Source organism: uncultured Nostoc sp. (genome assembly GCF_964247315.1).
Lineage (GTDB): Bacteria > Cyanobacteriota > Cyanobacteriia > Cyanobacteriales > Nostocaceae > Nostoc.
Genome location: NZ_CAXTTT010000010.1, coordinates 27,296 through 49,554, shown reverse-complemented (window position 1 = coordinate 49,554; position 22,259 = coordinate 27,296). Strand labels below are relative to the sequence as shown.

Annotated in this window: 36 protein-coding genes; 3 read left to right on the top strand and 33 right to left on the bottom strand. The window is 44.3% G+C overall.

Translation table 11 applies throughout. From position 1 onward, the window contains the following. The first annotated feature begins 30 nt into the window (after nucleotides 1–30). The gene (locus ACFE93_RS05305; RefSeq protein ID WP_375472327.1) at nucleotides 31–759 is read left to right on the top strand and encodes a type I restriction enzyme HsdR N-terminal domain-containing protein; all 729 of its coding nucleotides are present in this window, start codon (nucleotides 31–33) and stop codon (nucleotides 757–759) included. 176 nt (nucleotides 760–935) lie between these two features. Here ACFE93_RS05305 and ACFE93_RS05300 read toward each other — a convergent pair whose 3' ends face one another. Continuing rightward, nucleotides 936–1,298 carry a helix-turn-helix transcriptional regulator gene (locus ACFE93_RS05300; RefSeq protein WP_334825504.1) on the bottom strand — a complete coding sequence of 121 codons (363 nt, stop codon included), beginning with the start codon at nucleotides 1,296–1,298 and terminating at the stop codon, nucleotides 936–938. Between the two features lie 243 nt (nucleotides 1,299–1,541). Between ACFE93_RS05300 and ACFE93_RS05295 the strand changes: the two genes are divergently transcribed. Then, nucleotides 1,542–2,021 carry a hypothetical protein gene (locus ACFE93_RS05295; RefSeq protein WP_375472326.1) on the top strand — a complete coding sequence of 160 codons (480 nt, stop codon included), beginning with the start codon at nucleotides 1,542–1,544 and terminating at the stop codon, nucleotides 2,019–2,021. On the opposite strand, the gene prfA is transcribed toward ACFE93_RS05295, so the two are convergent. From prfA to rplC, 31 genes are all read right to left on the bottom strand, one after another. Further along, nucleotides 1,998–3,095, bottom strand: coding sequence for a peptide chain release factor 1 (prfA, locus tag ACFE93_RS05290; RefSeq protein ID WP_375472325.1), 1,098 nt, complete (start codon nucleotides 3,093–3,095; stop codon nucleotides 1,998–2,000). The two genes, ACFE93_RS05295 and prfA, sit on opposite strands and share 24 nt — an antisense overlap. 104 nt (nucleotides 3,096–3,199) lie before the next feature. Further along, nucleotides 3,200–3,442, bottom strand: a complete 243-nt coding sequence (gene rpmE / locus ACFE93_RS05285; RefSeq protein ID WP_292848128.1) for a 50S ribosomal protein L31 — start codon at nucleotides 3,440–3,442, stop codon at nucleotides 3,200–3,202. 103 nt (nucleotides 3,443–3,545) lie between these two features. Further along, on the bottom strand, nucleotides 3,546–3,962 hold the full coding sequence (gene rpsI / locus ACFE93_RS05280; RefSeq protein ID WP_104906415.1) for a 30S ribosomal protein S9: 417 nt from the start codon (nucleotides 3,960–3,962) through the stop codon (nucleotides 3,546–3,548). Further along, nucleotides 3,962–4,423, bottom strand: coding sequence for a 50S ribosomal protein L13 (gene rplM, locus ACFE93_RS05275; protein WP_012410699.1), 462 nt, complete (start codon nucleotides 4,421–4,423; stop codon nucleotides 3,962–3,964). The genes rpsI and rplM overlap by 1 nt, the downstream gene beginning before the upstream one ends. Before the next feature lie 116 nt (nucleotides 4,424–4,539). Further along, nucleotides 4,540–5,388, bottom strand: a complete 849-nt coding sequence (gene truA / locus ACFE93_RS05270; RefSeq protein ID WP_375472363.1) for a tRNA pseudouridine(38-40) synthase TruA — start codon at nucleotides 5,386–5,388, stop codon at nucleotides 4,540–4,542. Nucleotides 5,389–5,462: 74 nt separating this feature from the next. Then, nucleotides 5,463–5,813, bottom strand: a complete 351-nt coding sequence (rplQ, locus tag ACFE93_RS05265) for a 50S ribosomal protein L17 (RefSeq protein WP_094349105.1) — start codon at nucleotides 5,811–5,813, stop codon at nucleotides 5,463–5,465. Between the two features lie 32 nt (nucleotides 5,814–5,845). Then, nucleotides 5,846–6,793, bottom strand: a complete 948-nt coding sequence (locus ACFE93_RS05260) for a DNA-directed RNA polymerase subunit alpha (protein WP_104906412.1) — start codon at nucleotides 6,791–6,793, stop codon at nucleotides 5,846–5,848. A 310-nt stretch (nucleotides 6,794–7,103) separates the two neighbouring features. Then, nucleotides 7,104–7,499 carry a 30S ribosomal protein S11 gene (gene rpsK / locus ACFE93_RS05255; protein WP_012410703.1) on the bottom strand — a complete coding sequence of 132 codons (396 nt, stop codon included), beginning with the start codon at nucleotides 7,497–7,499 and terminating at the stop codon, nucleotides 7,104–7,106. 57 nt (nucleotides 7,500–7,556) lie between these two features. Beyond that, complete coding sequence (rpsM, locus tag ACFE93_RS05250; RefSeq protein WP_375472324.1) at nucleotides 7,557–7,937, bottom strand: 30S ribosomal protein S13; 381 nt, start codon at nucleotides 7,935–7,937, stop codon at nucleotides 7,557–7,559. A gap of 115 nt (nucleotides 7,938–8,052) precedes the next feature. Further along, nucleotides 8,053–8,166 (bottom strand): 50S ribosomal protein L36, encoded by a 114-nt coding sequence (gene rpmJ, locus ACFE93_RS05245; protein WP_015129703.1) that lies wholly within the window; start codon nucleotides 8,164–8,166, stop codon nucleotides 8,053–8,055. 117 nt (nucleotides 8,167–8,283) lie between these two features. Further along, entirely contained in the window at nucleotides 8,284–8,508 is a 225-nt protein-coding gene (gene infA, locus ACFE93_RS05240) for a translation initiation factor IF-1 (RefSeq protein WP_006276978.1), read from the bottom strand. Nucleotides 8,509–8,682: 174 nt separating this feature from the next. Beyond that, entirely contained in the window at nucleotides 8,683–9,237 is a 555-nt protein-coding gene (locus tag ACFE93_RS05235) for an adenylate kinase (RefSeq protein ID WP_375472323.1), read from the bottom strand. 2 nt (nucleotides 9,238–9,239) lie between these two features. After that, the gene (gene secY, locus ACFE93_RS05230; protein ID WP_099101133.1) at nucleotides 9,240–10,550 is read right to left on the bottom strand and encodes a preprotein translocase subunit SecY; all 1,311 of its coding nucleotides are present in this window, start codon (nucleotides 10,548–10,550) and stop codon (nucleotides 9,240–9,242) included. A gap of 74 nt (nucleotides 10,551–10,624) precedes the next feature. After that, a complete protein-coding gene (rplO, locus tag ACFE93_RS05225) occupies nucleotides 10,625–11,068 on the bottom strand; it encodes a 50S ribosomal protein L15 (RefSeq protein WP_375472322.1) in 444 nt (147 codons plus the stop codon). Nucleotides 11,069–11,200: 132 nt separating this feature from the next. Then, on the bottom strand, nucleotides 11,201–11,728 hold the full coding sequence (rpsE, locus tag ACFE93_RS05220; RefSeq protein WP_094328453.1) for a 30S ribosomal protein S5: 528 nt from the start codon (nucleotides 11,726–11,728) through the stop codon (nucleotides 11,201–11,203). Between the two features lie 100 nt (nucleotides 11,729–11,828). Then, nucleotides 11,829–12,191, bottom strand: coding sequence for a 50S ribosomal protein L18 (rplR, locus tag ACFE93_RS05215; RefSeq protein WP_094349098.1), 363 nt, complete (start codon nucleotides 12,189–12,191; stop codon nucleotides 11,829–11,831). Between the two features lie 2 nt (nucleotides 12,192–12,193). Beyond that, nucleotides 12,194–12,742, bottom strand: coding sequence for a 50S ribosomal protein L6 (rplF, locus tag ACFE93_RS05210; RefSeq protein WP_322738048.1), 549 nt, complete (start codon nucleotides 12,740–12,742; stop codon nucleotides 12,194–12,196). Nucleotides 12,743–12,821: 79 nt separating this feature from the next. Further along, entirely contained in the window at nucleotides 12,822–13,223 is a 402-nt protein-coding gene (gene rpsH, locus ACFE93_RS05205) for a 30S ribosomal protein S8 (RefSeq protein WP_109011927.1), read from the bottom strand. Nucleotides 13,224–13,243: 20 nt separating this feature from the next. Further along, nucleotides 13,244–13,792: a 50S ribosomal protein L5 gene (rplE, locus tag ACFE93_RS05200; protein WP_104906405.1), complete on the bottom strand. Its 549-nt coding sequence runs from the start codon at nucleotides 13,790–13,792 to the stop codon at nucleotides 13,244–13,246. Between the two features lie 97 nt (nucleotides 13,793–13,889). Further along, complete coding sequence (gene rplX / locus ACFE93_RS05195) at nucleotides 13,890–14,243, bottom strand: 50S ribosomal protein L24 (RefSeq protein ID WP_334852164.1); 354 nt, start codon at nucleotides 14,241–14,243, stop codon at nucleotides 13,890–13,892. Further along, nucleotides 14,243–14,611 carry a 50S ribosomal protein L14 gene (gene rplN / locus ACFE93_RS05190; RefSeq protein WP_012410715.1) on the bottom strand — a complete coding sequence of 123 codons (369 nt, stop codon included), beginning with the start codon at nucleotides 14,609–14,611 and terminating at the stop codon, nucleotides 14,243–14,245. Before rplN ends, rplX begins: the two co-directional genes overlap by 1 nt. 46 nt (nucleotides 14,612–14,657) lie before the next feature. Further along, the gene (rpsQ, locus tag ACFE93_RS05185; RefSeq protein ID WP_094349093.1) at nucleotides 14,658–14,906 is read right to left on the bottom strand and encodes a 30S ribosomal protein S17; all 249 of its coding nucleotides are present in this window, start codon (nucleotides 14,904–14,906) and stop codon (nucleotides 14,658–14,660) included. A gap of 6 nt (nucleotides 14,907–14,912) precedes the next feature. Beyond that, entirely contained in the window at nucleotides 14,913–15,140 is a 228-nt protein-coding gene (gene rpmC / locus ACFE93_RS05180) for a 50S ribosomal protein L29 (RefSeq protein WP_104906404.1), read from the bottom strand. Nucleotides 15,141–15,143: 3 nt separating this feature from the next. Continuing rightward, nucleotides 15,144–15,569 carry a 50S ribosomal protein L16 gene (gene rplP / locus ACFE93_RS05175; RefSeq protein WP_012410718.1) on the bottom strand — a complete coding sequence of 142 codons (426 nt, stop codon included), beginning with the start codon at nucleotides 15,567–15,569 and terminating at the stop codon, nucleotides 15,144–15,146. 104 nt (nucleotides 15,570–15,673) lie between these two features. After that, nucleotides 15,674–16,456 carry a 30S ribosomal protein S3 gene (gene rpsC, locus ACFE93_RS05170; protein ID WP_375472321.1) on the bottom strand — a complete coding sequence of 261 codons (783 nt, stop codon included), beginning with the start codon at nucleotides 16,454–16,456 and terminating at the stop codon, nucleotides 15,674–15,676. 54 nt (nucleotides 16,457–16,510) lie between these two features. Further along, nucleotides 16,511–16,867 carry a 50S ribosomal protein L22 gene (rplV, locus tag ACFE93_RS05165; protein WP_069070777.1) on the bottom strand — a complete coding sequence of 119 codons (357 nt, stop codon included), beginning with the start codon at nucleotides 16,865–16,867 and terminating at the stop codon, nucleotides 16,511–16,513. A gap of 108 nt (nucleotides 16,868–16,975) precedes the next feature. Continuing rightward, on the bottom strand, nucleotides 16,976–17,254 hold the full coding sequence (rpsS, locus tag ACFE93_RS05160) for a 30S ribosomal protein S19 (protein WP_012410721.1): 279 nt from the start codon (nucleotides 17,252–17,254) through the stop codon (nucleotides 16,976–16,978). A gap of 99 nt (nucleotides 17,255–17,353) precedes the next feature. Further along, nucleotides 17,354–18,217 carry a 50S ribosomal protein L2 gene (rplB, locus tag ACFE93_RS05155; RefSeq protein WP_292864134.1) on the bottom strand — a complete coding sequence of 288 codons (864 nt, stop codon included), beginning with the start codon at nucleotides 18,215–18,217 and terminating at the stop codon, nucleotides 17,354–17,356. A gap of 109 nt (nucleotides 18,218–18,326) precedes the next feature. Continuing rightward, a complete protein-coding gene (locus ACFE93_RS05150; protein ID WP_375472320.1) occupies nucleotides 18,327–18,641 on the bottom strand; it encodes a 50S ribosomal protein L23 in 315 nt (104 codons plus the stop codon). Then, entirely contained in the window at nucleotides 18,634–19,272 is a 639-nt protein-coding gene (gene rplD, locus ACFE93_RS05145) for a 50S ribosomal protein L4 (protein WP_375472362.1), read from the bottom strand. The genes ACFE93_RS05150 and rplD overlap by 8 nt, the downstream gene beginning before the upstream one ends. 82 nt (nucleotides 19,273–19,354) lie before the next feature. Continuing rightward, nucleotides 19,355–19,987: a 50S ribosomal protein L3 gene (gene rplC / locus ACFE93_RS05140; protein WP_289799260.1), complete on the bottom strand. Its 633-nt coding sequence runs from the start codon at nucleotides 19,985–19,987 to the stop codon at nucleotides 19,355–19,357. A 979-nt stretch (nucleotides 19,988–20,966) separates the two neighbouring features. Between rplC and ACFE93_RS05135 the strand changes: the two genes are divergently transcribed. Continuing rightward, entirely contained in the window at nucleotides 20,967–21,443 is a 477-nt protein-coding gene (locus ACFE93_RS05135) for an NAD(P)H-quinone oxidoreductase subunit N (protein WP_375472319.1), read from the top strand. A 34-nt stretch (nucleotides 21,444–21,477) separates the two neighbouring features. Here ACFE93_RS05135 and ACFE93_RS05130 read toward each other — a convergent pair whose 3' ends face one another. After that, complete coding sequence (locus ACFE93_RS05130; RefSeq protein WP_375472318.1) at nucleotides 21,478–21,975, bottom strand: GNAT family N-acetyltransferase; 498 nt, start codon at nucleotides 21,973–21,975, stop codon at nucleotides 21,478–21,480. Nucleotides 21,976–22,259: the final 284 nt, after the last annotated feature.

Genomic DNA, 22,259 nt, shown 5'->3' with positions numbered 1-22,259 from the left:
GAACCATTTTATAAATAAACCTGATTATTTATGACTAGCTTAAGTGAAGAAATATCCAGAAAACTAAATATATATAAGAGAAATTATGCAGAATATACAAAGTGTTTCATTAGAGGTAAAGAAATTGTTATTGATGGACGACCAGAAGAAAAAGTTAGACAATTGTTTATCTACTTTTTGGTAAACCAAAGTGGATTATTTCCAAATGAAATTGATATTATAGTGGAATCTGATAATCATGATATAGAATTATATAAAACTGTTAAAAATGAATATTTTAAACCATATTCTCCTCCTATAATGATTGTGGAAGTGAAGCGAGAAGAAGAAAACTTGCGGAATCATGAGAAGCAGATTCAAAGATACCTAAAAAAATCTTGTTCAGAAATTGGAATTTTATATAATTATCATGAAATTATAGCATATACAAAAAAAGACGCAGTATTTACGAGTAATGATCTCAACAGTATTGAAGATATACCACCTTTAATCTTGCAAAGTTCTAATAAATTAGAGAAGGACATACTAGAATTTGAAAAGGCTGTAAATGGAAGTTTTGATAGCTTTATTTATCTTGTTAATAAGTATGGAAAATATAAACTGAATACAATAATTTTTAGACTTAAAGGTGAACAATTACCTATATCAGGCACTTTCTTTGAATTTCAAGAGGATAAGGTGAACTATCTTAAAAATGGTAAAAAGCAGCAAAGCTTAAATTATCAAGATTTTGAAAAGCTAGTTTCTATTATTTATTGACAAATATAACGTGTATCAAAATAAAAAATGAGCGTCAGAAAAATGGCAGGAATTATCCTTCCCAGTCTTGACGAGTATCGCACAGAAAATTGTCTGCGATCGCATCATCAAATAAATAGGGGCAATCCTCTGGAAAAGTTCGTATACGAATTACGAATTACAAATTATTTTAATATTCAACTTGCTTTTGCTTCATCCCCGGATGCTTCAGCTACAGCTGCCAATCTATCTGCCGCAGCTTGCACGATTTGAGCTACTTGTGCCAGAGGCATGTGCTGGATTTGTCTAAGAATCAGGCTCAAATCTGAAGTTTCTGGAATTGGCTTGCCATCTATACAGCTGATTAACTCTTCCATTGTGTAGCCTGCTTTCGATGCGATTTGAGCCAAATTTTCCGTATCTGGCACCTTCACACCTTTTTCCCACATCTGAACAGCAGTAGCAGATACTCCCAAAAGCTTACCAAACGCTCGCTGACTCATTGAACCGCGAGCTAGTTTAATTATTTCAATCAGTTTTTGTTTGCTTTCGATGTTCACTGCTTGTATAGCTAGCCAACTGTGTTTACAAGTTTACTTTCAATATTACAAGTTTACTTTTATATTGACAGCCTTGTGTTTTAGTACTAAACTATATCTCTAGTTGTAAATTGGCAACTACAGTCATCAAGCTAGTAGACTAAGCCATCTATCTTTAATCAACCCAAAAAACTTAGTTTGCTACGGCGCTTGTGCTAGTAGCTAGACTTTGCTGCGAAAAAATAATAATGTCGAAGGTGTATCATGTTTGGCAAGCCACGCAAACTTAATCAATATCGCCGCAAAGGTCGAAACCTTATAGCCACTAATAAAATTAAACCAGAACAGTGGCACATTTCGCAGGCTGAAGCGAAAGAAGTCCTGAAAGCTAAAGGCTACGACGTGAAGCAGATCAAGAAAATTCATCGCCTGAAGCATCAGGTGTGTATTTCCTACTGGGATGCAAAAGGCAACGTGTGCAGCAGCTTTTTTAGCTACCGGATTTTTGCGCGTTGGCAAGAAGAATCAGAAAAGCTAATTTATACCTGCCAAACCCTGAAGGAATGGGCGAAGCTAAATTACGTCATGAAGTACGAATTTGCCTATTACCATTATCCCAGTGAAATGGAAGATGCACTCCATGCGATATTAGAAAACCACCTGTGTGTGTTAAAAGCAACAGTACAACAAGTGGTTTTACATGAATTTTCAGAGCAAAAATTAGTTAGCGGCAGAAGTCGCTAACTCCGCGAGACGTTCCTGTTGGTCTAGAGATATGCAAGACTGAATCAGTGTCTCTAAGTCACCATCCAAAACAGGGTTAAGGGAATAATTCTGACCTAACCGATGATCGGTAGCGCGGTTATCTTTATAATTATAGGTACGAATTTTTTCCGATCGCGATCCTGTACCAACCTGCGATCGCCGCATGGAAGTAACAGCTTCTTGTTGTTCACTTAACTTGATTTCATACAACTTCGCCCGCAGAATTTGCATCGCCCGTTCTTTGTTTTGCAACTGGCTGCGTTCTTCTGTACAGAAAATACGTATTCCCGTTGGTTTGTGCATCAAGTCAACGGCTGTTTCCACCTTGTTGACGTTTTGTCCACCAGCACCGCCAGAACGAGCGGTAGTCATTTCAATATCTTTCGGGTCAATGTGAATTTCCACATCATCTACCTCTGGCATAATCGCTACGGTAGCTGTGGAAGTATGAACCCGTCCCCCAGATTCAGTTGCCGGCACGCGCTGCACACGATGCACTCCAGCTTCAAACTTTAGCTGGCTGTAAACATCATTACCTTTAATTTCGAGAATGACTTCTTTCCAGCCACCCATTTCTCCTCGAGATTCGCTCACTAGAGAAACTTTCCAACCTTGAGTCTGAGCATAGCGGGTGTACATCTGCATCAAATCACCAGCCCAAATACTTGCTTCATCGCCACCAGTGCCAGCGCGAATTTCCAACATGATATTCTTTTCATCATTGGGGTCGCGTGGTAGCAGTAAGACTTTTAGGCGAGACTCTAAATGTTCTATTTTTTCTTCAAGTTCTTTTACTTCCAGTGCTGCCATTTCTTGCAACTCTGGGTCACTTGCAGATTCCTTATAAACCTGACGCGCTCCGATCAAGTCTTCTTGGGCTGTTTTCCAAATTTCATAAGTATCCACTACCTCTTCCAAAGAAGAACGAGACTTAGCAATTTCTTGATACTCATCAGGATTGCTAGCGGTATCGGGGTCGCCAAGACGACGTGTTAATTCATTAAAGGTTTGTTCAACGGATTTTAGTTTGTCCAGTAAGTATGATTCAGCCATGACGAGTGCGATCGCTCCTTAAAAAAATAACAAATTGGCTCGAGCATATAAATGAAAATCGACCCAGCTGATGCAGGGCCGTCGTTAACAGCAGAGCCAACCCGCTACTTTTTGGTTTGTTCGTCGCCAGATGTTTGAGTGCTGCTCATACCGTACTTGCGGAGGAAGCGCTCTACTCGACCCTCAGTGTCAATAATCTTCTGAGTGCCGGTGTAAAATGGGTGATTTCCAGACCAAACATCTACATGCAATTCTGGCTTGGTAGAGCCAATGGTCATAACAACTTGACCGTTGCAGTAAACTTTAGCATCTGGATACCACTTGGGGTGAATATCAGATTTAGCCATTGTTCTTTTTGTGATGAATCTATATAAATTATAACTTTCAGCGTTCAGTTGAAGTTAGGGAGTGGGGAGATGGCCCCATGCCCAATGCCCCATGCCCAATTCCCTAACGCTTAGAGTACTGAGGCGCTTTCCGAGCCTTATGTAAACCATATTTCTTCCGCTCTTTTGCTCTGGGATCGCGAGTCAAATAACCTTCGGTTTTCAAAGGTGGGCGGTTGTCTGGGTCTAATTGGCATAAAGCACGAGCAACTCCTAAACGAACAGAATCAGCTTGTCCGGTCAAGCCGCCGCCTTCTGCTTTCACCAAAATGTCATATTCGTTTTCTAATCCCAGAGTTTCCAGAGGTGCTTTGATCACTCCCAGATAGTTGGGGTTAAATTGGAAATACAAGGTTCCATCTTTACCGTTCACAATTAGTTGACCGGTGCCTGGAACCAAGCGTACCCGTGCTACTGCGTTCTTACGACGACCAGTACCCCAGTATACGGCGCGACCGCTATTAGCATCTGCTACTACCATTAATTTTCTTCTCCAGGAATTGTACTAACTTTTAATTCTTTAGGTTTTTGAGCATCATGGGGATGCGTAGGCCCAGCGTAAACTTTCAGTTTGGTGAACAACTGTTTACCGAGGCTATTTTTAGGTAGCATACCTTTAACAGCTTGTTCTAAAATTCGCTCTGGTATGCGGTCTTGCAGTTTAGCGAAAGTTTCCGTTTTCATCCCACCGGGGCGACCAGAATGGCGGCGGTAAAGCTTTTGAGTGCGCTTTTTGCCTGTGACTGCTACTTTCTCGGCATTGATGACGATTACGAAGTCACCTGTATCTAGATGGGGTGTATATTCGGGTTTCTTTTTGCCTCTCAATACCTGGGCGATTTCACTAGCGAGGCGACCGAGGCGTTTATCGGTGGCATCTACTATGTACCACTCACGCTCAAGGGTTGCTTGAGAAGGAAGGTATGTTTTAACTGTTGTCATTTGTCATTTGTCCTTTGTCATTTTTAATTTGTCATTAGTCATTAGTCATTTGTCCTTTGTCAGTTGTCTTTTGTTATTCACTAATGACCATTGTACAGACGTGATTAATCGCGTCTCTACTGACCAATGACTAATGACTCTTGACTAGTGACGAACTTTGGCAAGGTGTCGTACCAAATCTCTTTTGAAAAGGGTAAATCGGGATAGCCGACTCGCAACAAGCACAAGCCTTGAGGCGGTGCGGCGTATTTCACTTCTTCCCGGCGTTGTTCTTTCCAGAGTTCGGTGAAGCTAGAAAGTGTTCGTTGTCCAGAACCTACTTGTACCAGCATCCCTACCAACAGCCGTACCATGCCATACAAAAATCCATCTGCCTGTATTTCAATATGGATAAATGGCCCACTGCGACGACACTCTGCTGCTTGCACCTCTACCCAGGAATGCGATCGCTTTGAGCCTGCACGATGAAAAGCAGCTAAGTGATGCTTTCCCAACAGAGGTTTCAAGGCAGCTTGAATTAAAGATTCATCCAGGGGTGCATAATAATAATGCCAACTGAAGGGTCTTACAAACAAGTTAAGTCGATCTTCAGTATATATTGTGTAGCGATACCGTCGATAGGCTGCACTAAAGCGAGCGTGCCAACGGTTATCGACACTAGCTGAAGCCCTGATTAATATATCTGGTGGCAGATAGCTGTTGAGGATTGTTGCCCACTTGTGAGGCGGAATTAAACCTGTAGCTTCAAAATGGGCTACTTGAGCAGCAGCGTGAACTCCTGAATCAGTTCGCCCAGCACCATGTAATGTCACATGATGCCCAAGAATAGTAGCGATCGCAATTTCGATCTCTTCTTGGACAGTCCGTTGGTTTTTTTGCCGTTGCCAGCCATGAAAATGAGTGCCCAGGTATTGGATTACCAAGGCTACTCGATGAGTTTGTGTAGGCTGGTGGCTTTCTAACATACAGATTTTGTCATTTGTCATTTGTCAGTTGTCCTTTGTTATTCACTAATGACCAATGACCAATGACCAATGACTTAAACCAATTCAATTATTGCCATTTTTGCATTATCACCCCGACGCGGTACGGTACGCAGGATGCGGGTATAACCGCCCTGGCGATCGCCGTATCGAGTTGGAGCTTGCTCAAATAGAGCGTGAACCAGTTGTTTGTCGAAGATATAGCCAAGAGCTTCCCGACGTGCTGACAAGGAACCATTTTTGGCTAGGGTAATCATTTTTTCCACTTCACTTCGGAGAACTTTCGCTCTAATTAAAGTGGTGGTGATCTTACCATGACGGATTAGCTCGGTGGCGAGCGATCGCAGTAAAGCACGGCGTTGATCGGCTGGTTTACTGAGTTTTTTGACGCGACAACGGTGACGCATAATTATGCACTATGAATTATGAACGGTTTTTCTTAAGGGTGTTTAGAGCCTCTTTCCATTGGCAGGGTGATGCCCAAGCGTCGCTGCAAAGCTTCTACAACTTCTTCTGCTGACTTCTGCCCAAAGTTCTTAATTTCTAAGAGGTCTTCTTGGGTATAATCCAACAAATCTGCCACAGAGTTAACTTGCGCCCGTTTGAGACAGTTATATGCCCGCACAGAAAGTTGTAACTCTTCGATGGGTATCTGGGCAGTTGGGTCGTCTGGAATATCCGACCCTGTGTCTGTTGGTTCTAGGGAGATGTCTTTCAATGGGTTGAATAAATCTACCAAGATCGCGGCGGCCGAAGATAGTGCTTCTTGGGGGGAAATACTGCCATTTGTCCAAACTTCCAACAGTAGTCGGTCTTTTGGAATTAAGCCTTCCCCACGAGATTCTTCAACACTGTAGTTGACTTTTCGCACTGGCATAAATATTGAGTCGATTTGGAGAAAATCCAAAGATGTGGCTTCCTCACGTCCTCGCTCTACCGTGCGATAGCCTTTGCCTTTCTCGATCCGAAATTCCATTTCCAGTTTTCCACCCTCAGCGATTGTGGCTACATACTGGGTCGGATCTATGATCTCTACTTCACTGGGCAAATCAAAATGCGCCGCAGTGATTGTTGCAGGGCCGCTAACGAGTAATCTACCAATTTGAGGCTGCGAAGAATAGTTTTTCAGGATAACTTCCTTCATTCTCATGAGGATTTCCAATACATCTTCCCGCACGCCTGGAACTGTAGCAAATTCGTGTGAAACGCCCGCAATCCGCACGGCTGTAACTGCTGTACCTTCTAGGTTGGACAGTAAAACCCGCCGCAGTGCGTTGCCAACAGTTGTTCCTTGACCGCGTTCTAGAGGTTCCAGAACAAATTTACTGTAATGGTTCCGACTTTCGTCAGTATTCGACTCTACACATTCAATTTGAAACTGCGCCACGGATGAGCCTCCCTTTTTCTAAGGTGCTGCTAGCAGACAAATCAATTGCCTCCAGAATTGAATTTATGTCCTGTAGATTATAGGTATATCAAACTATTAGTATAAAATTACGGTATAGTTTGACACTCCCATTGAGCTTGCAGGTGCTAATAATATTTTGGGTAGCCCGAAGTTTAACAGCTTTTCCAGCGGGGAAATCTGACGTGCTTCTGGTCGCCCAAGCTTTCACCCAATGACAGTTTGCACGTTAGACGCTCAAGCGGTCATTACTGGCTGTAACTTTTCGTCCTCACTGCCCAAGTCTTGGTATTTAAACTCGACGGCGCTTGGGTGGACGACAACCATTGTGAGGAATCGGGGTAATATCCCGAATCAGTGTAATTTCCAGTCCTGCTCCTTGAAGTGCCCGGATAGCGGTTTCTCTACCTGCTCCTGGCCCACTGACCATTACTTCAATTTGGCGCATTCCTTGATCAATAGCTCGACGGGCTGCACTTTCAGCAGCAGTTTGTGCTGCAAAGGGAGTTCCCTTTTTTGCTCCCTTAAAACCGCTAGAACCAGCACTAGCCCAGGAGATGACATCTCCATTTTGATCGGTAATGGTGACAATGCTATTGTTGAAAGTAGACTGGATGTAAGCCATCCCACTGGGTACATTCCGTTTCTGCTTCTTGCTCCCGGATTTTTTAGTTGGTTGTCTCGCCATACTTGTTTAGTTGATTTAAGGTAAAACTTGTTGCTCGGATTAGCAAGCGTTGCAAAATTATTTCCCTGGAGCCTTCTTCTTCCCAGCCACTGTCTGCCTTCTACCTCGACGGGTTCTAGCATTGGTGCGAGTTCTTTGTCCTCTGACTGGTAAGCCCATGCGATGACGACGACCTCTGTAGGTACCAATGTCAACTAAGCGCTTGATGTTCAAAGACTCCAAGCGCCGCAAGTCGCCTTCAACTTGATAGTTGGTTTCTATTTCCCCTCGTAGGGCTGTTACATCGGCATCACTTAAGTCCTTAACGCGGATGTCTGGGTTCACACCAGTAGCCGCTATAATTTCTTGAGAGCGTGATAATCCAATTCCGTAAATGTAAGTTAGACCGATCTCGACGCGCTTATCGCGTGGAAGGTCTACTCCGGCAATACGTGCCACAATGAACTCTCCCTATTTTTCTCGCAATTACTGTTGGTTGGAAAAACGCGATCAATCGCGTCTTTTCGTTTTAATGATGATATGCGTGTTACAACTGGCTCTGTTGGTAAGAGTGTTATCCTTGACGTTGCTTGTGCTTGGGGTTTACGCAAATCACCATAACGCGACCACGACGTTTGATGACGTTACACTTTTCACAAATTTTCTTGACTGAGGCTCTAACTTTCATGCCTTTTATTTTTTGACTCCAAATATAAAATTATAGCATTTCTAGGAAAATTAATCCAGTTAAATGACTAGCAAACAGCCAAAAAAATGGTTTTATGGTAAAATTCTCTACATATAATTACTTCTTTCGTAGTCGATAGGTAATTCTGCCTTTGGTCAAGTCGTAGGGGGTTAACTCCACCTTGACGCGATCGCCGGGCAAAATCTTGATATAATTTCGGCGAATCTTGCCGGAAATGTGTGCCAACACGTTAAAGCCATTGTCCAAGTCAACGCGAAACATCGCATTGGGCAAGGACTCTGTAACCGTGCCTTCCATTTCAATCAAATCTTGCTTAGACAATTTGTTTTTTCCTCAACTCAACAATTTCGTGTTCAGTTGCAGCGCTTCATCTGCAAAGAAACACATTTTAAGAAATATATCAACAGTTTATTAATATATCTTAGCTAAAATTGATCTTTTTCTTTTTCTTGGGAGTGGGAGTAGGGAATTCTCTACTCCCTATTCCCCTTCTTTTCAGGAAGCGATTACCTTTTGTAGTTCACCAGTGACATCTTCTTGGGGCTGATTGCCACTGACTGTTAGGAGTTTTTTGCGATCGCCGTAATAATCAATTAAAGGTGCAGTTTCAGCACGGTACACCTCTAAACGACGACGAATCACCTCTTCGGTATCATCTTTTCGTCCTCTAGCTAGCAAACGTGCGATCACAACTTCGTCTGGTGCATCTAAATTGACTACCCTTTCGCCACCTTGATGTATTGCTTCTAGTAACTTCTCCAGAAAAGCTGCTTGGGTCACTTTTCGGGGAAAGCCATCAAGAATCCAACCATTTTTGGCATCTGGTTGATTGAGGCGCTCCTGTACCAAGTCCTGCACTAGCTGGTCGGGTACTAACTCGCCGCTATCAACATAACTTTGAGCCTTAATTCCTAAAGGAGTTTGCTCTTTCATAGCTTGTCTTAATATTTCACCAGTAGAAATATGGGGAATATTCAAGTGTTCAGCCAAGGTATGAGCTTGTGTTCCTTTACCCGCTCCAGGTGGCCCCAAGAAGATTAATCGCGTCACTATTATTTCACCATTCCTTCATAGCGCTGAGAGATTACATAAGTTTGGACTTGTTTGGCTGTCTCAATTGCCACACCAACTAAAATTAACAATGAGGTTGCACCTATTCCCCGGAAAGTTTTCACATTCAAAGCGCTCTCTACAGCTGTGGGGATAATAGCAACAAAGCCCAAAAAGATCGCACCCAAAAAAGTTAGTCGGTTGGAAACGCGTTCGATATACTCGCTAGTTGCCTTGCCGGGACGAATTCCAGGAATACTAGAACCCATTTTCTTCAAGTTCTGCGCCACATCTACTGGGTTGAGAATCAACGAAGAATAGAAGTAGCTGAAGAAAACAATGGAAATCATGTAGACCAAAGCATAGACCCAAGAGCTAGAACCGCTTGGACTCAAATAAGTGTTAACTATATTCGCCAAATCGGCATTTTTTGTAAAATTGGCGATCAGCAGTGGCAAACTGAGGATAGCAGCAGCAAAAATAATTGGCATCACCCCGCCTTGATTCAGCCGCAGTGGCAGATAACTACGCTGCTCTGCCAAAACTCGCCGACCTACTTGGCGACGAGCCGAAATAATAGGGATGCGGCGCATTCCTTCTTGGACAATCACAATACCAACGATTGTTGCTAGGAAAACTAAGATCAGTACGATCACCCGACCCACTGCTTCCCTACCGCCGACTTGCACCAAGTCGATAGTATCGCCTAAAGCTTTTGGTAATGACGCGACAATGTTGACAAAAATCAGTAATGATGCACCATTACCAATGCCCCGTTCTGTAATCAGTTCTGATGCCCACATGACGAACATAGAACCAGCAGTCAGAGCGATCGCAGTTTCAGCGACAAATATGGGCCCTGGCTTTAAGGCGAATTGCTGGAGGAATAATGCCGAAAAAGCTGTACTTTGAAGAATTGCCCAACCTACAGTGACGTAGCGGGTAATTTGTGATATTTTTCGCCGGCCTGCTTCGCCTTCATTTTTCTGTAAATTTTCTAAAGTTGGAATCGCAGCAGTCAGTAATTGGATGATAATAGACGCATTAATGAAGGGCAAAATTCCTAAAGCAAAGACTCCCAAAGTCGAAAGTCCTCGCCCGGAAAATATATCCAATAAGCCGAATATGGAATTACTCCCCGATATGGCTTCGGCAAATCTCGGTCTATCAATCCCTGGTACAGGTAAGAAGATACCCAGGCGAACCAAAATCAAAATACCGACAGTGACAAGCAGCCTACCTCTGAGGCCAGCTGCCTGTGCCATCTGCATAAAAGTTTCTTGAGCCGTTGGGGCTTTATCTCGACTGATCATAGAGTGCTACCTTTATAGTGAACCAAGCACTGGCAGCGAGTTGGCTTGCATTTAAGTGCGCTGTTCCGGCTCACTCATAAGACTTCACAACTACCACCAGCTGCCTCAATTTTGCTACGAGCTGAACCTGTGAAAGCTGCCGCTTGCACCTTGAGCGGAATGCTCAATTCCCCGTTACCTAAAATTTTCAATGGCCCTTTGACAGCAGTCAGGATACCTGCGGCTTTCAATGAGGTCAAAGTTACTTCTGTATTCGCGGGAAGCGAGGCTAGCTTCTCTACATTAATCGTAGTGTAAATCTTCTGATTAATTCTCGGAAAGCCCTTCAGCTTAGGTAAGCGGCGATACAATGGCTGTTGACCACCTTCAAAACCTGGTCGTGTACCACTACCAGAACGAGATTTTTGACCCCGCATACCTAGACCAGCACTAGCACCTTGACCAGCAGAAATACCTCTAGCTACACGGCGCTTGCGTTTCTTTGAGCCTTTTTGCGGCTTAACATCATGGAGTCTCATAATTTATCAAGTTCTCATTTGTCGTTTGTCATTTGTCTTTTGTCATTTGTCTTTTGTCCTTTGTTATTCACTAATGACCATTGTACAGACGCGATTAATCGCGTCTCTACTGACCAATGACTAATGACTAAATTAGATGTAGAGATTTTGAATAGGAATACCGCGATCTTCGGCGACTTCAGAAAGGGTACGCAGTGTAGATAAGGCATTAACTGCGGCTCTAGCATTATTGAGCGGATTGTTGGAGCCTAGTTGCTTGGCTAAAACGTTACGAACTCCTGCTAATTCCAACACAGTCCGTACAGCACCACCAGCAATTACCCCAGTACCAGGTGAGGCTGGACGCATAATCACTTTTGCACCGCCACCGACACCATCAATGGGATGGGGGATGGAGTTGGATTTGGTGATTGGAATATCAATGAGGTGTTTTTTGCCGTCGGCTACGCCTTTTTTGACGGCGCCAATTACATCTGAGGCTTTGCCTACTCCGACTCCAACTTGACCGCGTTCGTTACCAACGACAACGATCGCTCGGAAGCTAAGTTTTTTACCACCTTTGACCACTTTACTAACGCGTCGGATTTGGATAACCCGCTCTTGCCAAGTGGTTTCTTCTTTTTTGGCACGCTTTGTTCTACTTTTACGCTCTGTTGCCATAATTTCTGCTCTGGTGAACGTCATTTGTCAGTTGTCATTTGTCATTTGTCATTTGTCCTTTGTCATTTGTCCAATAACTAATGACTAATGACCAATGACTTTAGAAATCTAAACCAGCTTCGCGTGCTGCATCAGCTAGTGCTTTGACACGACCATGATATAAGTTACCACCGCGATCGAAGACTACTTTGGTGATGCCTTTTTCTAGCGATCGCACTGCGATCAATTTACCAACCTGCACCGAGGCGTCGCGGTTTGCACATGACGCTAAACTAGATTTCAACTCTGGTTCTACAGTCGATGCGGCGACGATTGTTTGATGCTGAGTATCATCAATCAACTGGGCATAAATATGCTCGTTAGAACGAAACACCGCTAAACGCGGACGTTCTGGGGAGCCAATCACTTTGCCGCGAACGCGTCGATGACGACGGTTTTTTGATTCTCTACGAGTAAGTTTCATTTCTACTTCTTACCACCCTTACCAGTCTTACCAGCCTTTCGTCTGACCACTTCACCGGCATAGCGAATGCCTTTACCTTTGTAAGGTTCTGGTGGACGAACAGCACGAATTTTGGCGGCTGTGTTACCTACGATTTCTTTGTCATAGCCACTGACAATGACGTTAGTGGTACCTTCTACGGCAAACTGAATTCCATCTGGTGGTTCAATTTGCACCTGATGGCTGTAACCCATATTTAAAACTAGGTTACGCCCTTGAATTTGTGCCCTGTAACCAACACCTTGAATTTCCAAACGGCGCTGAAAACCTTGGGAAACTCCCTCGACCATGTTGGCAACTAAAGTCCGGCTCAAGCCGTGCAGTTGCTTTGAGGTACGAGTTTCATCCCGACGATTTACGTGTAATATTTCCCCCTCTTGAGAGAGTGAAACATTATCTCTGAGAGTGCGAGAAAGTTCTCCTTTCGGGCCTTTCACCACAATATTCGTACCATCGATCGCCACTTGAACTTTGGCGGGAATAGTAATTGGACGTTTACCAATACGAGACATGACTTTTTGTCCTTTGTTATTTGTCGTTTGCCTTTTGTCTTTTGTCTTTCACTAATGACAAATGACTAATGACCAATGACTACCAAACGTAACAAAGTACTTCGCCACCCAAGTTCTGACGCCGCGCTTCGCGGTCAGTCATAATGCCACTGGATGTAGAAATAATGGCAATGCCAATGCCGCCTAGTACCCTTGGTAATTCTTTTCGATTTGAATAAACACGCAAGCCAGGCTTACTTACCCGCTTTAAGGCGGTGATCAGAGGCTGACGGTTTTTTCCCTTGTATTTCAGGGAAATCACCAGATTGCGTTTTACCCCTTCTTCTGCTTCTTCGATTTCAGCAATAAAGCCTTCCTCCCGTAGCACTTTGGCAATACTCCGGGTCATTTTTGTCGCTGGCACTTGTGTAGTTTGATGCCGCGCCAGGTTGGCATTGCGGATGCGCGTCAGCATATCTGCAATTGTGTCGTTAGCCGCCATCGTTCCCTCTATAGATGAACTTATTGATCGCGAAAGGGCATTCCTAATTCTTTAAGTAAGGCGCGTCCCTCTTCGTCGTTTTTTGCTGTGGTGATGATGGAAATATCCATCCCACGCACTTGATCGATGCTGTCGTATTCGACTTCTGGAAAAATTAGCTGTTCTCTTACACCCAGAGTGTAGTTACCGCGTCCGTCAAAGCTTTTAGGACTAACGCCGCGAAAATCTCGAATTCTGGGTAGTGACAGGCTAACTAGCCGATCGAAAAAGGCATACATCCGTTCGGCTCTAAGAGTAACCATGATCCCCACAGGCATCCCTTGACGGATCTTAAAGCCAGCGATCGCCTTTTTCGCCCGTGTCACCACTGGTTTTTGACCTGTTACCACAGCAATCTCGTTGATGGATGCCTCTAGGGACTTAGCATTTTGAGCTGCTTCACCCAAACCTCGGTTAATCGTAACTTTTACCAACTTCGGTACTTGATGTACGTTGGTATATTGAAACTGATTAATCAGTTTGGGGACGATTGTCTCTTGATATAAGGTTTTAAGTCTTGTTGTCGCCATAGTTTTTTGTCCTGATATCCCTGGGCTTGGTCAGGGAACTTTTATTGTCCTTTGTCTTTTGTCCTTTGTTATTTGTCTTTTGACTAATGACTAATGACTATTTATCCAGAATTTCGCCAGTTTTTTTAAGTTTTCTGACTTTTTTGCCTTCTGAGGTAAAGGTATAACCAACACGACTGGCAACGTTTTGCTTAGTAGAATAAAGCATCACATTGGAGCTATGAATCGGGAATTCTTGGGTAATAATTCGCCCTGATTCCCCTTCTTGCTGGGGTTTGACGTGCTTGGTCTTGATGTTGACACCTTTGACGATGACTTTACTCAGTTGAGGAAGTGCTTGGATAATTTCACCAACCTTTCCTTTGTCTTTGCCAGCAATCACTTGTACGGTGTCGCCAGTTTTGACGTGCATTTTGTGAAATACTTTGGGCGTACCCTGTTTGGCTGCCATTAAAGCACCTCCGGAGCCAGAGAAACAATTTTAGTAAAGTTTTTATCGCGCAGTTCCCGTGCAACTGGGCCAAAAACCCGTGTGCCTCTGGGATTACCGTCTTTGTTGATGATTACAGCGGCGTTATCATCAAAGCGAATACTCATGCCGCTGTCACGACTTACAGCTTTCCGAGTCCTGACAATTACTGCTTCCACAACATCAGATTTTTTAACAGCCATGTTGGGTGTAGCATCTTTGACAACTGCGATAATTTTATCACCGATAAAACCATAACGACGGTTGCCTCCACCCAAGACGCGGATGCACATTAGTTTGCGGGCGCCGCTATTATCTGCGACATTCAGGTAAGTCTGGGGTTGAATCACAATTATTCTCCCTTGTAATGTTGTTAGTTCTTAACAACGATGAGGTTTAAGTAGGCTTGACGTTTAGGACTTCTGTGATTTTCCAGCGCTTGGTTTTACTCAGGGGTCTAGTTTCCTGAATGCGAACGCGATCGCCTACTTTACACTGATTTTCTTCGTCGTGAACCTTATATCGTTGGGTGTTAACCACAATCTTGCCGTACTTGGGGTGAGGAGCGCGGTTTTCTATGGCGACTACCACAGTTTTTTGCATTTTATCGCTCACTACCAAGCCAACTCGTTCTTTAACTGCCATATTCTCCTACTTTTTTTCTTTAGCCGATTGACTTGCTGCCCGTTTGCGTTCTGTTTCTAGCGTCAGCAATTGGGCTAGGCGGTGGCGCATTTGTCGGAACTGGTGGGGCTTTTCTAATTGTCTGGTGGCTTTTTGCAAGCGCAACTGAAACAGTTGTCTTTTGATCGCGACAATTTCATCAGAGAGCTTCTCGTCACTTAATTCTCTAGCTTCTGAAATCTTGGGAAGAGGCATAAGCTACTCCTGCTCCTGTGGTTGAGAGCGCACTATAAACTTGGTTTTGATGGGCAGTTTAAATGAAGCCAAACGCATTGCTTCACGGGCGATTTCTTCAGAAACTCCACCGATTTCAAATAAAATTCGTCCTGGCTTGACTACAGCTACCCAAAACTCTGGATTACCTTTACCGGAACCCATCCGGGTTTCAGCAGGACGCATAGTTACAGGTTTATCAGGGAAAATCCGAATCCAGATTTGTCCACCCCGACGAATATAACGAGTCATTGCCCGACGGGAAGCCTCGATTTGACGCGAGGTAATCCAAGCAGGTTCTTGCGCTTGGAGTGCAAAATCACCGAAGTTGAGGGTACTACCACGGGTGGCTAGTCCCTCCATCCGTCCGCGCTGTTGTTTGCGGAATTTAGTTCTTCTAGGGCTTAACATGATTGGCTACTGGGTACTAGGTACTGGGGATTAGGGATTGGGAATTAGGGATTGGGGATTGAGAATTTTTACCTAGTCCCCAGTCCCCAGTCCCCAGTCCCCGTTTACCCTTCATTCGAGCGGTCTTCAAATTGCTGGCGACGACGTTGTTGTTGACGGCGACGGGGTTCGCGTTCGCGATCGCGGGGTTCGCGAACGGGATCCAGGCTGGCGGGTGGTAGGGGTGTTTCTTCCTGTGCAGGAATAATTTCTCCCTTAAACACCCATACTTTGATACCCAAAATGCCGTAAACAGTTTTTGCTGTGCAATAAGAGTAGTCAATGTCAGCCCGTAAGGTATGTAAAGGTACTCTACCTTCACGAGTCCACTCTGTCCGGGCAATTTCCGCACCGTTGAGGCGACCGCTAACTTGGATTTTAATTCCTTGGACACCAGCGCGTTGGGCACGTTGAATCGATTGCCGCACTACCCGCCGAAAGGAAACCCGACGTTCTAATTGTTGAGCAATGTATTCGGCAATTAGGTAGGCATCAGCATCAACCCGTTGAACTTCAACTACGTTAATGCGAATTTGGCGATTACTACCCAACAATCCTTGGAGTCCGGTACGTAAGGATTCAATACCTTGTCCACCGCGACCCACGACTACCCCAGGTCTAGCTGTGCGTACTTCTAAGTCGATTTGGTCAGCTTTGCGCTCAATCCGCACTTCGGAAATTCCGGCGTTGTTTTGAGCGAGTCTACCCAGCTTTTGTTCTATGTATTGACGGAGTTTGTGATCTTCTTGGAGAAGTTCTGGATAGCGATCGGGAACAGCAAACCAACGGGATTGATGTTCATGTGTAATACCCAGGCGAAAACCAACTGGATGAATCTTTTGTCCCACGAATGCTTCCTCTAAAATTTCTGACTTTACGCAATTTATTCCTGTAAAAAAAGCTTATTTTTCTGGGGCGGCTGCAACAGCCACAGTAATATGACACGTCGGCTTGCGAATTTGGTAAGCTCGACCTTGCGCTCTTGGCTGGAACCGCTTCAACGGCGGCCCTTGATCGGCATAAGCCTGAGTAATCACTAGTTGAGTCCGATCTAACCCAGCGTTGTGTTCGGCATTGGCAGCAGCGCTTCTAAGAACTTTCAATATGGGTTCAGTGGCGCGATAGGGCATGAATTCCAGGATGATTAATGCTTCTCGGTACGATCGCCCGCGGATTTGATCGAGTACCCGACGCACCTTGTAGGCCGAGATGCGGATAAAACGAGCGATCGCTTTTACTTCAGTAGTATTAGTAGCCATAATTTTCTCCAATTTTATCCTTCGTCCTTTATCTTTTGTCCTTTGTCTTTTGTCGAAAGCTAATAACTAATGACCAATGACCAATGACAAATGACCAATGACTAATAACTACCTACCTGCTTTTTTGTCGCTTTTTCCATGACCCCTGTAGGTGCGTGTTGGGGCAAATTCACCCAACTTATGTCCTACCATCTGTTCATTCACAAAAACTGGAACGTGTTGACGTCCGTTGTGAACAGCTATAGTATGACCTACCATTAGAGGCAAAATTGTCGAAGCTCGTGACCAAGTTTTAATAACTTCTTTTCTGTTGTTGTCGTTGAGCTTTTCAATTTTCTTTAAGAGATGATCCGCAACGAAAGGACCTTTTTTTAGAGAACGACCCATAGTTCAATTTTGGATTTAGGATTTAGGAATTAGAATTTAGGAGTGAGGAGTTAGGAGTTAGATTTTACTCTCAACTTATAACTCTTAACTCCTAACTCTTTAAGATTCACGACCACCGCGACCGCGTTTAGAAGATTTACGACGACGACGCACAATCAACTTGCTACTAAGTTTCTTGCGATTGCGTGTCTTCGCACCCAATGTGGGTTTACCCCAAGGTGTAACAGGACCCGATCTACCGATAGGCGCTCTACCTTCACCACCACCATGTGGGTGATCCACTGGGTTCATGACGCTACCCCTAACTTTAGGACGGCGACCTTTCCAGCGATTTCGTCCGGCTTTACCTGCACTGAGGTTTCTCGCATCGGTGTTGCCTACTTGCCCAATGGTGGCGTAGCACTCACGTCGAATCAAGCGGACTTCTCCTGAAGGCAACTTGAGAGTTACGTAATTACCTTCTTTTGCCACAACTTGAGCGCTAGCACCAGCAGCACGTACAATTTGACCACCTTTACCAGGAGTGAATTCTACGTTGTGAACACTAGTACCTAAGGGAATCTTCGAGAGCGGTAAAGCATTACCATCTTCAAAAGGAGCCTCAGGGCCAGAAATAATTATTGTTCCAACTTTCAACCCGTTGGGGTGAAGGATGTACCGTTTTTCGCCGTCTTGGTAATACAAAAGGGCAATTCTGGCGTTGCGGTTAGGATCGTATTCAATTGCTGCGACTTTGGCAGGAATATTATGTTTATCCCTTTTAAAATCGATGATCCGATAAAGCTGTTTGTGTCCGCCACCCCGGCGACGACTAGTAATCCGTCCGTGATTATTCCGACCTTTGGCGCGATGCTTCGAGGTTGTTAGGGATTTTTCTGGCTCGCTTCTAGTAATTTCCGCAAAGTCAGAGATTGTAACTTGGCGAGTGCTGGGGGTATAAGGGCGATAAGAACGAGTACCCATATTTTTAAGTGCTGAGTGCTAAGTGCTGTTAGCGGAAGCGGGGCGTTTAGCCCGTGCTGAGTGTTGAGTTTTGAGTTCAGTAACTCTTAACTCCTAACTCACAACTTTTTTAGACTTCTGGGAATAGAACTTGTCTAATCTTGTCTTCATCCCCAGGTGCGACGGTGACAATGGCTCGCTTATATTGGGGTTTATAACCAATAAATTTACCAACGCGCCGCTTTTTACGCGGTGGTAAAATGGTGTTGACTTTTACAACCTTGACCTGAAACAAGTCTTCGATCGCAGCCTTGATTTCTGGCTTAGATGCCTTTGGAATTACTTCAAAGGTGTACTTGTTTTGCTCCATCAAGATGGTCGCTTTCTCGGTGACGATTGGGCGACGCACTAAGTCGGCAAGGTCGCGGCGGTCAAAGCTAGGCACTGTAGACCTCCTGAATTTTTTCTAGGGCTGATGCCGTAACCACAATCTTGTCAGCGTGCAGTAAATCAAAAACATTTAGCTGGTCGGCTGCAATTAGTTTTAAATTTTCAATGTTGCGGGCTGATAAATAAACGTTATCTGTATCCGCAATTTCAGACAAAATTAACAGTGACTTGCTTTCTGGTACTACTCCCCAACGGGCAAGCGCTGCCACTAATTCTTTAGTCTTTGGGCGAGATAGCTCAGTGCTAAATTCTTCTACTACGATCAAGTCGTCAATACGACCGACAAATGCTGTCCGCAGTGCTAAACGTCGCTCTTTGCGGTTCAGCTTGAGGTCGAAGTCTCTGGGCTTTGGCCCAAAGATCACACCACCACCACGCCACAATGGTGAACGAATAGAACCTGCACGAGCGCGACCAGTACCTTTTTGTCGCCAAGGTTTACGACCGCCACCTCTGACTTCCGAACGAGTTTTTGTACTGGCATTTCCTTGACGAGCATTGGTCAATTGCCGTACTAAGGCGCGGTGCACAATATGAGACGCTGTTTCTTGCTTGGCAACGCGCAACTCGAAGGTCGTCTCGCCGACCTGTTCTCCTTGCCAATTTTTAACTACGCTTTCAACCATCTTTATTATTTGTCCTTTGTCATTTGTCATTTGTCTTTTGTCTTTAGCCAATGACTACTGACTAATGACTGCTGACTTTTGACTATCCCACTATTTTTGCAGGCACAACACTTACTAGAGCGCCTGGTTTACCAGGAATGGCTCCCTTAATTAGCAATAAGTTGCGTTCTGGGTCAACTCGCACTATGGTCAATTTGCGGATTGTAATACGTTTTCCACCTAAACGACCTGCCATCCGCTTACCTGGATAGACACGACCGGGTGTTGTACCAGCACCAATAGAACCGGGTGCTCTGTGGTTTTTGGAACCGTGTGACATTGGCCCGCGACCAAAGTTGTTGCGCTTCTGGTTTCCCGCAAAGCCACGACCGATGCTTGTACCGACGACATCGACAATTTGACCAGCGCTAAAAATATCTGCTTTAATCTCTTGACCTAAAGCATAATCACTAGAGCTATCGGTGTGATATTCATTTAAGTGACGCAATGCTGGGGCAGATGATTTAGCCAAATGACCCAGTAGAGGTCTGTTTAGTGCCTTAGGTTTGACTTCGCCATAACCAACTTGAATGGCAAAGTAACCGTCGGTTTCTTTCGTTTTAACTTGTGTAACGGTGCATGGCCCTGCTTGAATGACAGTTACAGGAATAGACACTCCTGCTTCGTCAAATATTTGGGTCATGCCCAGCTTGGTGCCGAGAATACCTACAGACACAGTAACTGGTTCTCCTTTCTACTTGCTGACCTTGGAATTGGACTCTAGTGGACACGCTTTGTACGCATCAGTTTAGGCTGGGTTAGCCTGCGAAATTTGGAATGGCTTTAGTAAACCGCTCCAAATGCTTTTGGACACAACAAACCGTGTCCTTACTGCTTGGTGAATCTGTTTAGCTTCACTCATTAGATCACCAGAACAGCCACAAGTCTCTTCCCGTTGGGAAGGAGTAACTTCTGGAATCAATGCAAGGCGCTACAGCTTAAAGCTGTGTGCAGCAATGCTTTCGTCCAAGCAATTGCTCTGGCACTTTCTGGAGGCAGCGCTGTCGGCGGGTTTTCCGATTTTTACACGCCTGAAGGGCGGCTTCCCGGAGATTGGCTACTGCCGTGTTGCAGTTGGACTTAAGCGGTTATTACCACCCAGTATCCGTTAACTGAGACTGACGTAATGCCATGAAACCAACATTGCTGCTCAGTCTTTACTTCCTTAAACACCTTAAACTATTGTTTAAGCTTTTGCCTGCTTTTTTGGAGGCACAGGAGTAAACGTACCTTGGAGCTTAGGATTAACTTTGTTATTCTTCCATAAGCTCTAATGTTGACCTGAAAGCTTTCTTAGTTTACCAGTCTACGATCGCTCTGAGTGAAATTATCCAATTTGGATTAAGTCATCAGCTTCTGATGCTAACACTACCTCAAAATGACAGTAAAAAGTCAACCTAATTTGCGTTTTTGGTCACAATCTAATAATATAAATTATTTATTTATGTTTGTCCAGTAATTTATAGAGCTATTTTTAGGGAGTGGGCAGTAAAGAAGGGAATAGGTCACAGGTTACAGGTTACAGATTATTCCCTATAACCTGTCATCTGTCACTTCTCCCCTAAGTACCAATGCCCAATACCTAAAAAAATGCTTTTAATCTATCGGTTCAGGGTAAATAATAGAGATATCTAAGTGGGATAAGACGAAAATCTATGGCACTAATTACCACTGGCAACGGTTTAATCCGCGATCTGGAAAAATTTGGCGCTCTGGGAGTGTATGTACCTCTGGAAGGGGGTTATGAAGGTCGATATCAGCGCCGACTACGGGCAGATGGCTATACTACCCTCCACATTACTGCTAAAGGACTGGGTGATGTAGCTGCGTATCTCACAAGAATTCATGGAGTCAGACCTCCTCATCTTGGTAAAAAAAGCACTGGTAGCGGGGCGGCAGTAGGTCAAGTGTACTATCTGCCACCAATTCTCAATTCTCATTTAGAACAGTTACCACCAAAGTCTAAGGGGCTAGTTTTGTGGATTATTGAAGGGCATATTCTTTCCAATGAGGAAGTTGAGTATTTAACGAATTTGCCTCAGTTAGAACCACGAGTGAGAGTAGTTATTGAGAGGGGTGGCGATCGCTCTTTCCGTTGGACTTCTCTAGAAAAAACTCTGTTAGCTAGTTAGTCCTTTGTCATTAGTCATTAGTCATTTGCTATGACTAATGACTCAATTCAATCAGCATTTCAATAATGCTGAATCGAAAACCACAAGATGCAAATAACCGCCGTGAAGCCTCGTTAGCAATTGCTGTATCTAGACGAATTTGCTTGACGCCCATTTGATGAAAGCGTTCAACACTTAGCATCACCATCTGCCGCGCAATTCCGTTTTGGCGATATTCCGGCTCGACCCAGATATCATGAATAAAAGCAAATTCCTGTAACCGATAAATTGGTATTTCTCGCTCAACTGTTGCCACCAGAAACCCTACAATTTGCCCTTCATTTTCGGATACTAGAAATACACTGCGTACGTTGGAAGCGTCGGCGAAGCCATCGCTATTTGCCAAACGCGTCAACCATTGCTCATAACGCTGTTCTGGATGCGGTAGAAAACCATATTTGGCAGAATCCCAAGACTCATGCAAAGCACAAATTTTGGCAACCATTGGTAAAACTGCGGGTACGTCAGTTATTGTAGCGGGGCGGATCAGCATAAGCTTTCAAGCACAAAAAGCACAAACAAGAAAGAATGCCTTGCAGTGAGATATTAGTTTTTATTCACTTACTCAGCCAAGAGTATCGTTTTGTTGACCCTGAGCATCAGAAACTTGGGAAAACTTTGTTTTTAGTATTGGGGAAAAGCTGGCCTGGTTAGAACAGGGGTAATGTCTAAGTGGATGTCTGAAATGGTTATAAGGTTTAGAGCTATGGCAAACAGCTGTCTATTTATAACCACTCCAGAAAGAAACAGCAATCGCGATCGCCAGCAAAATTCAGT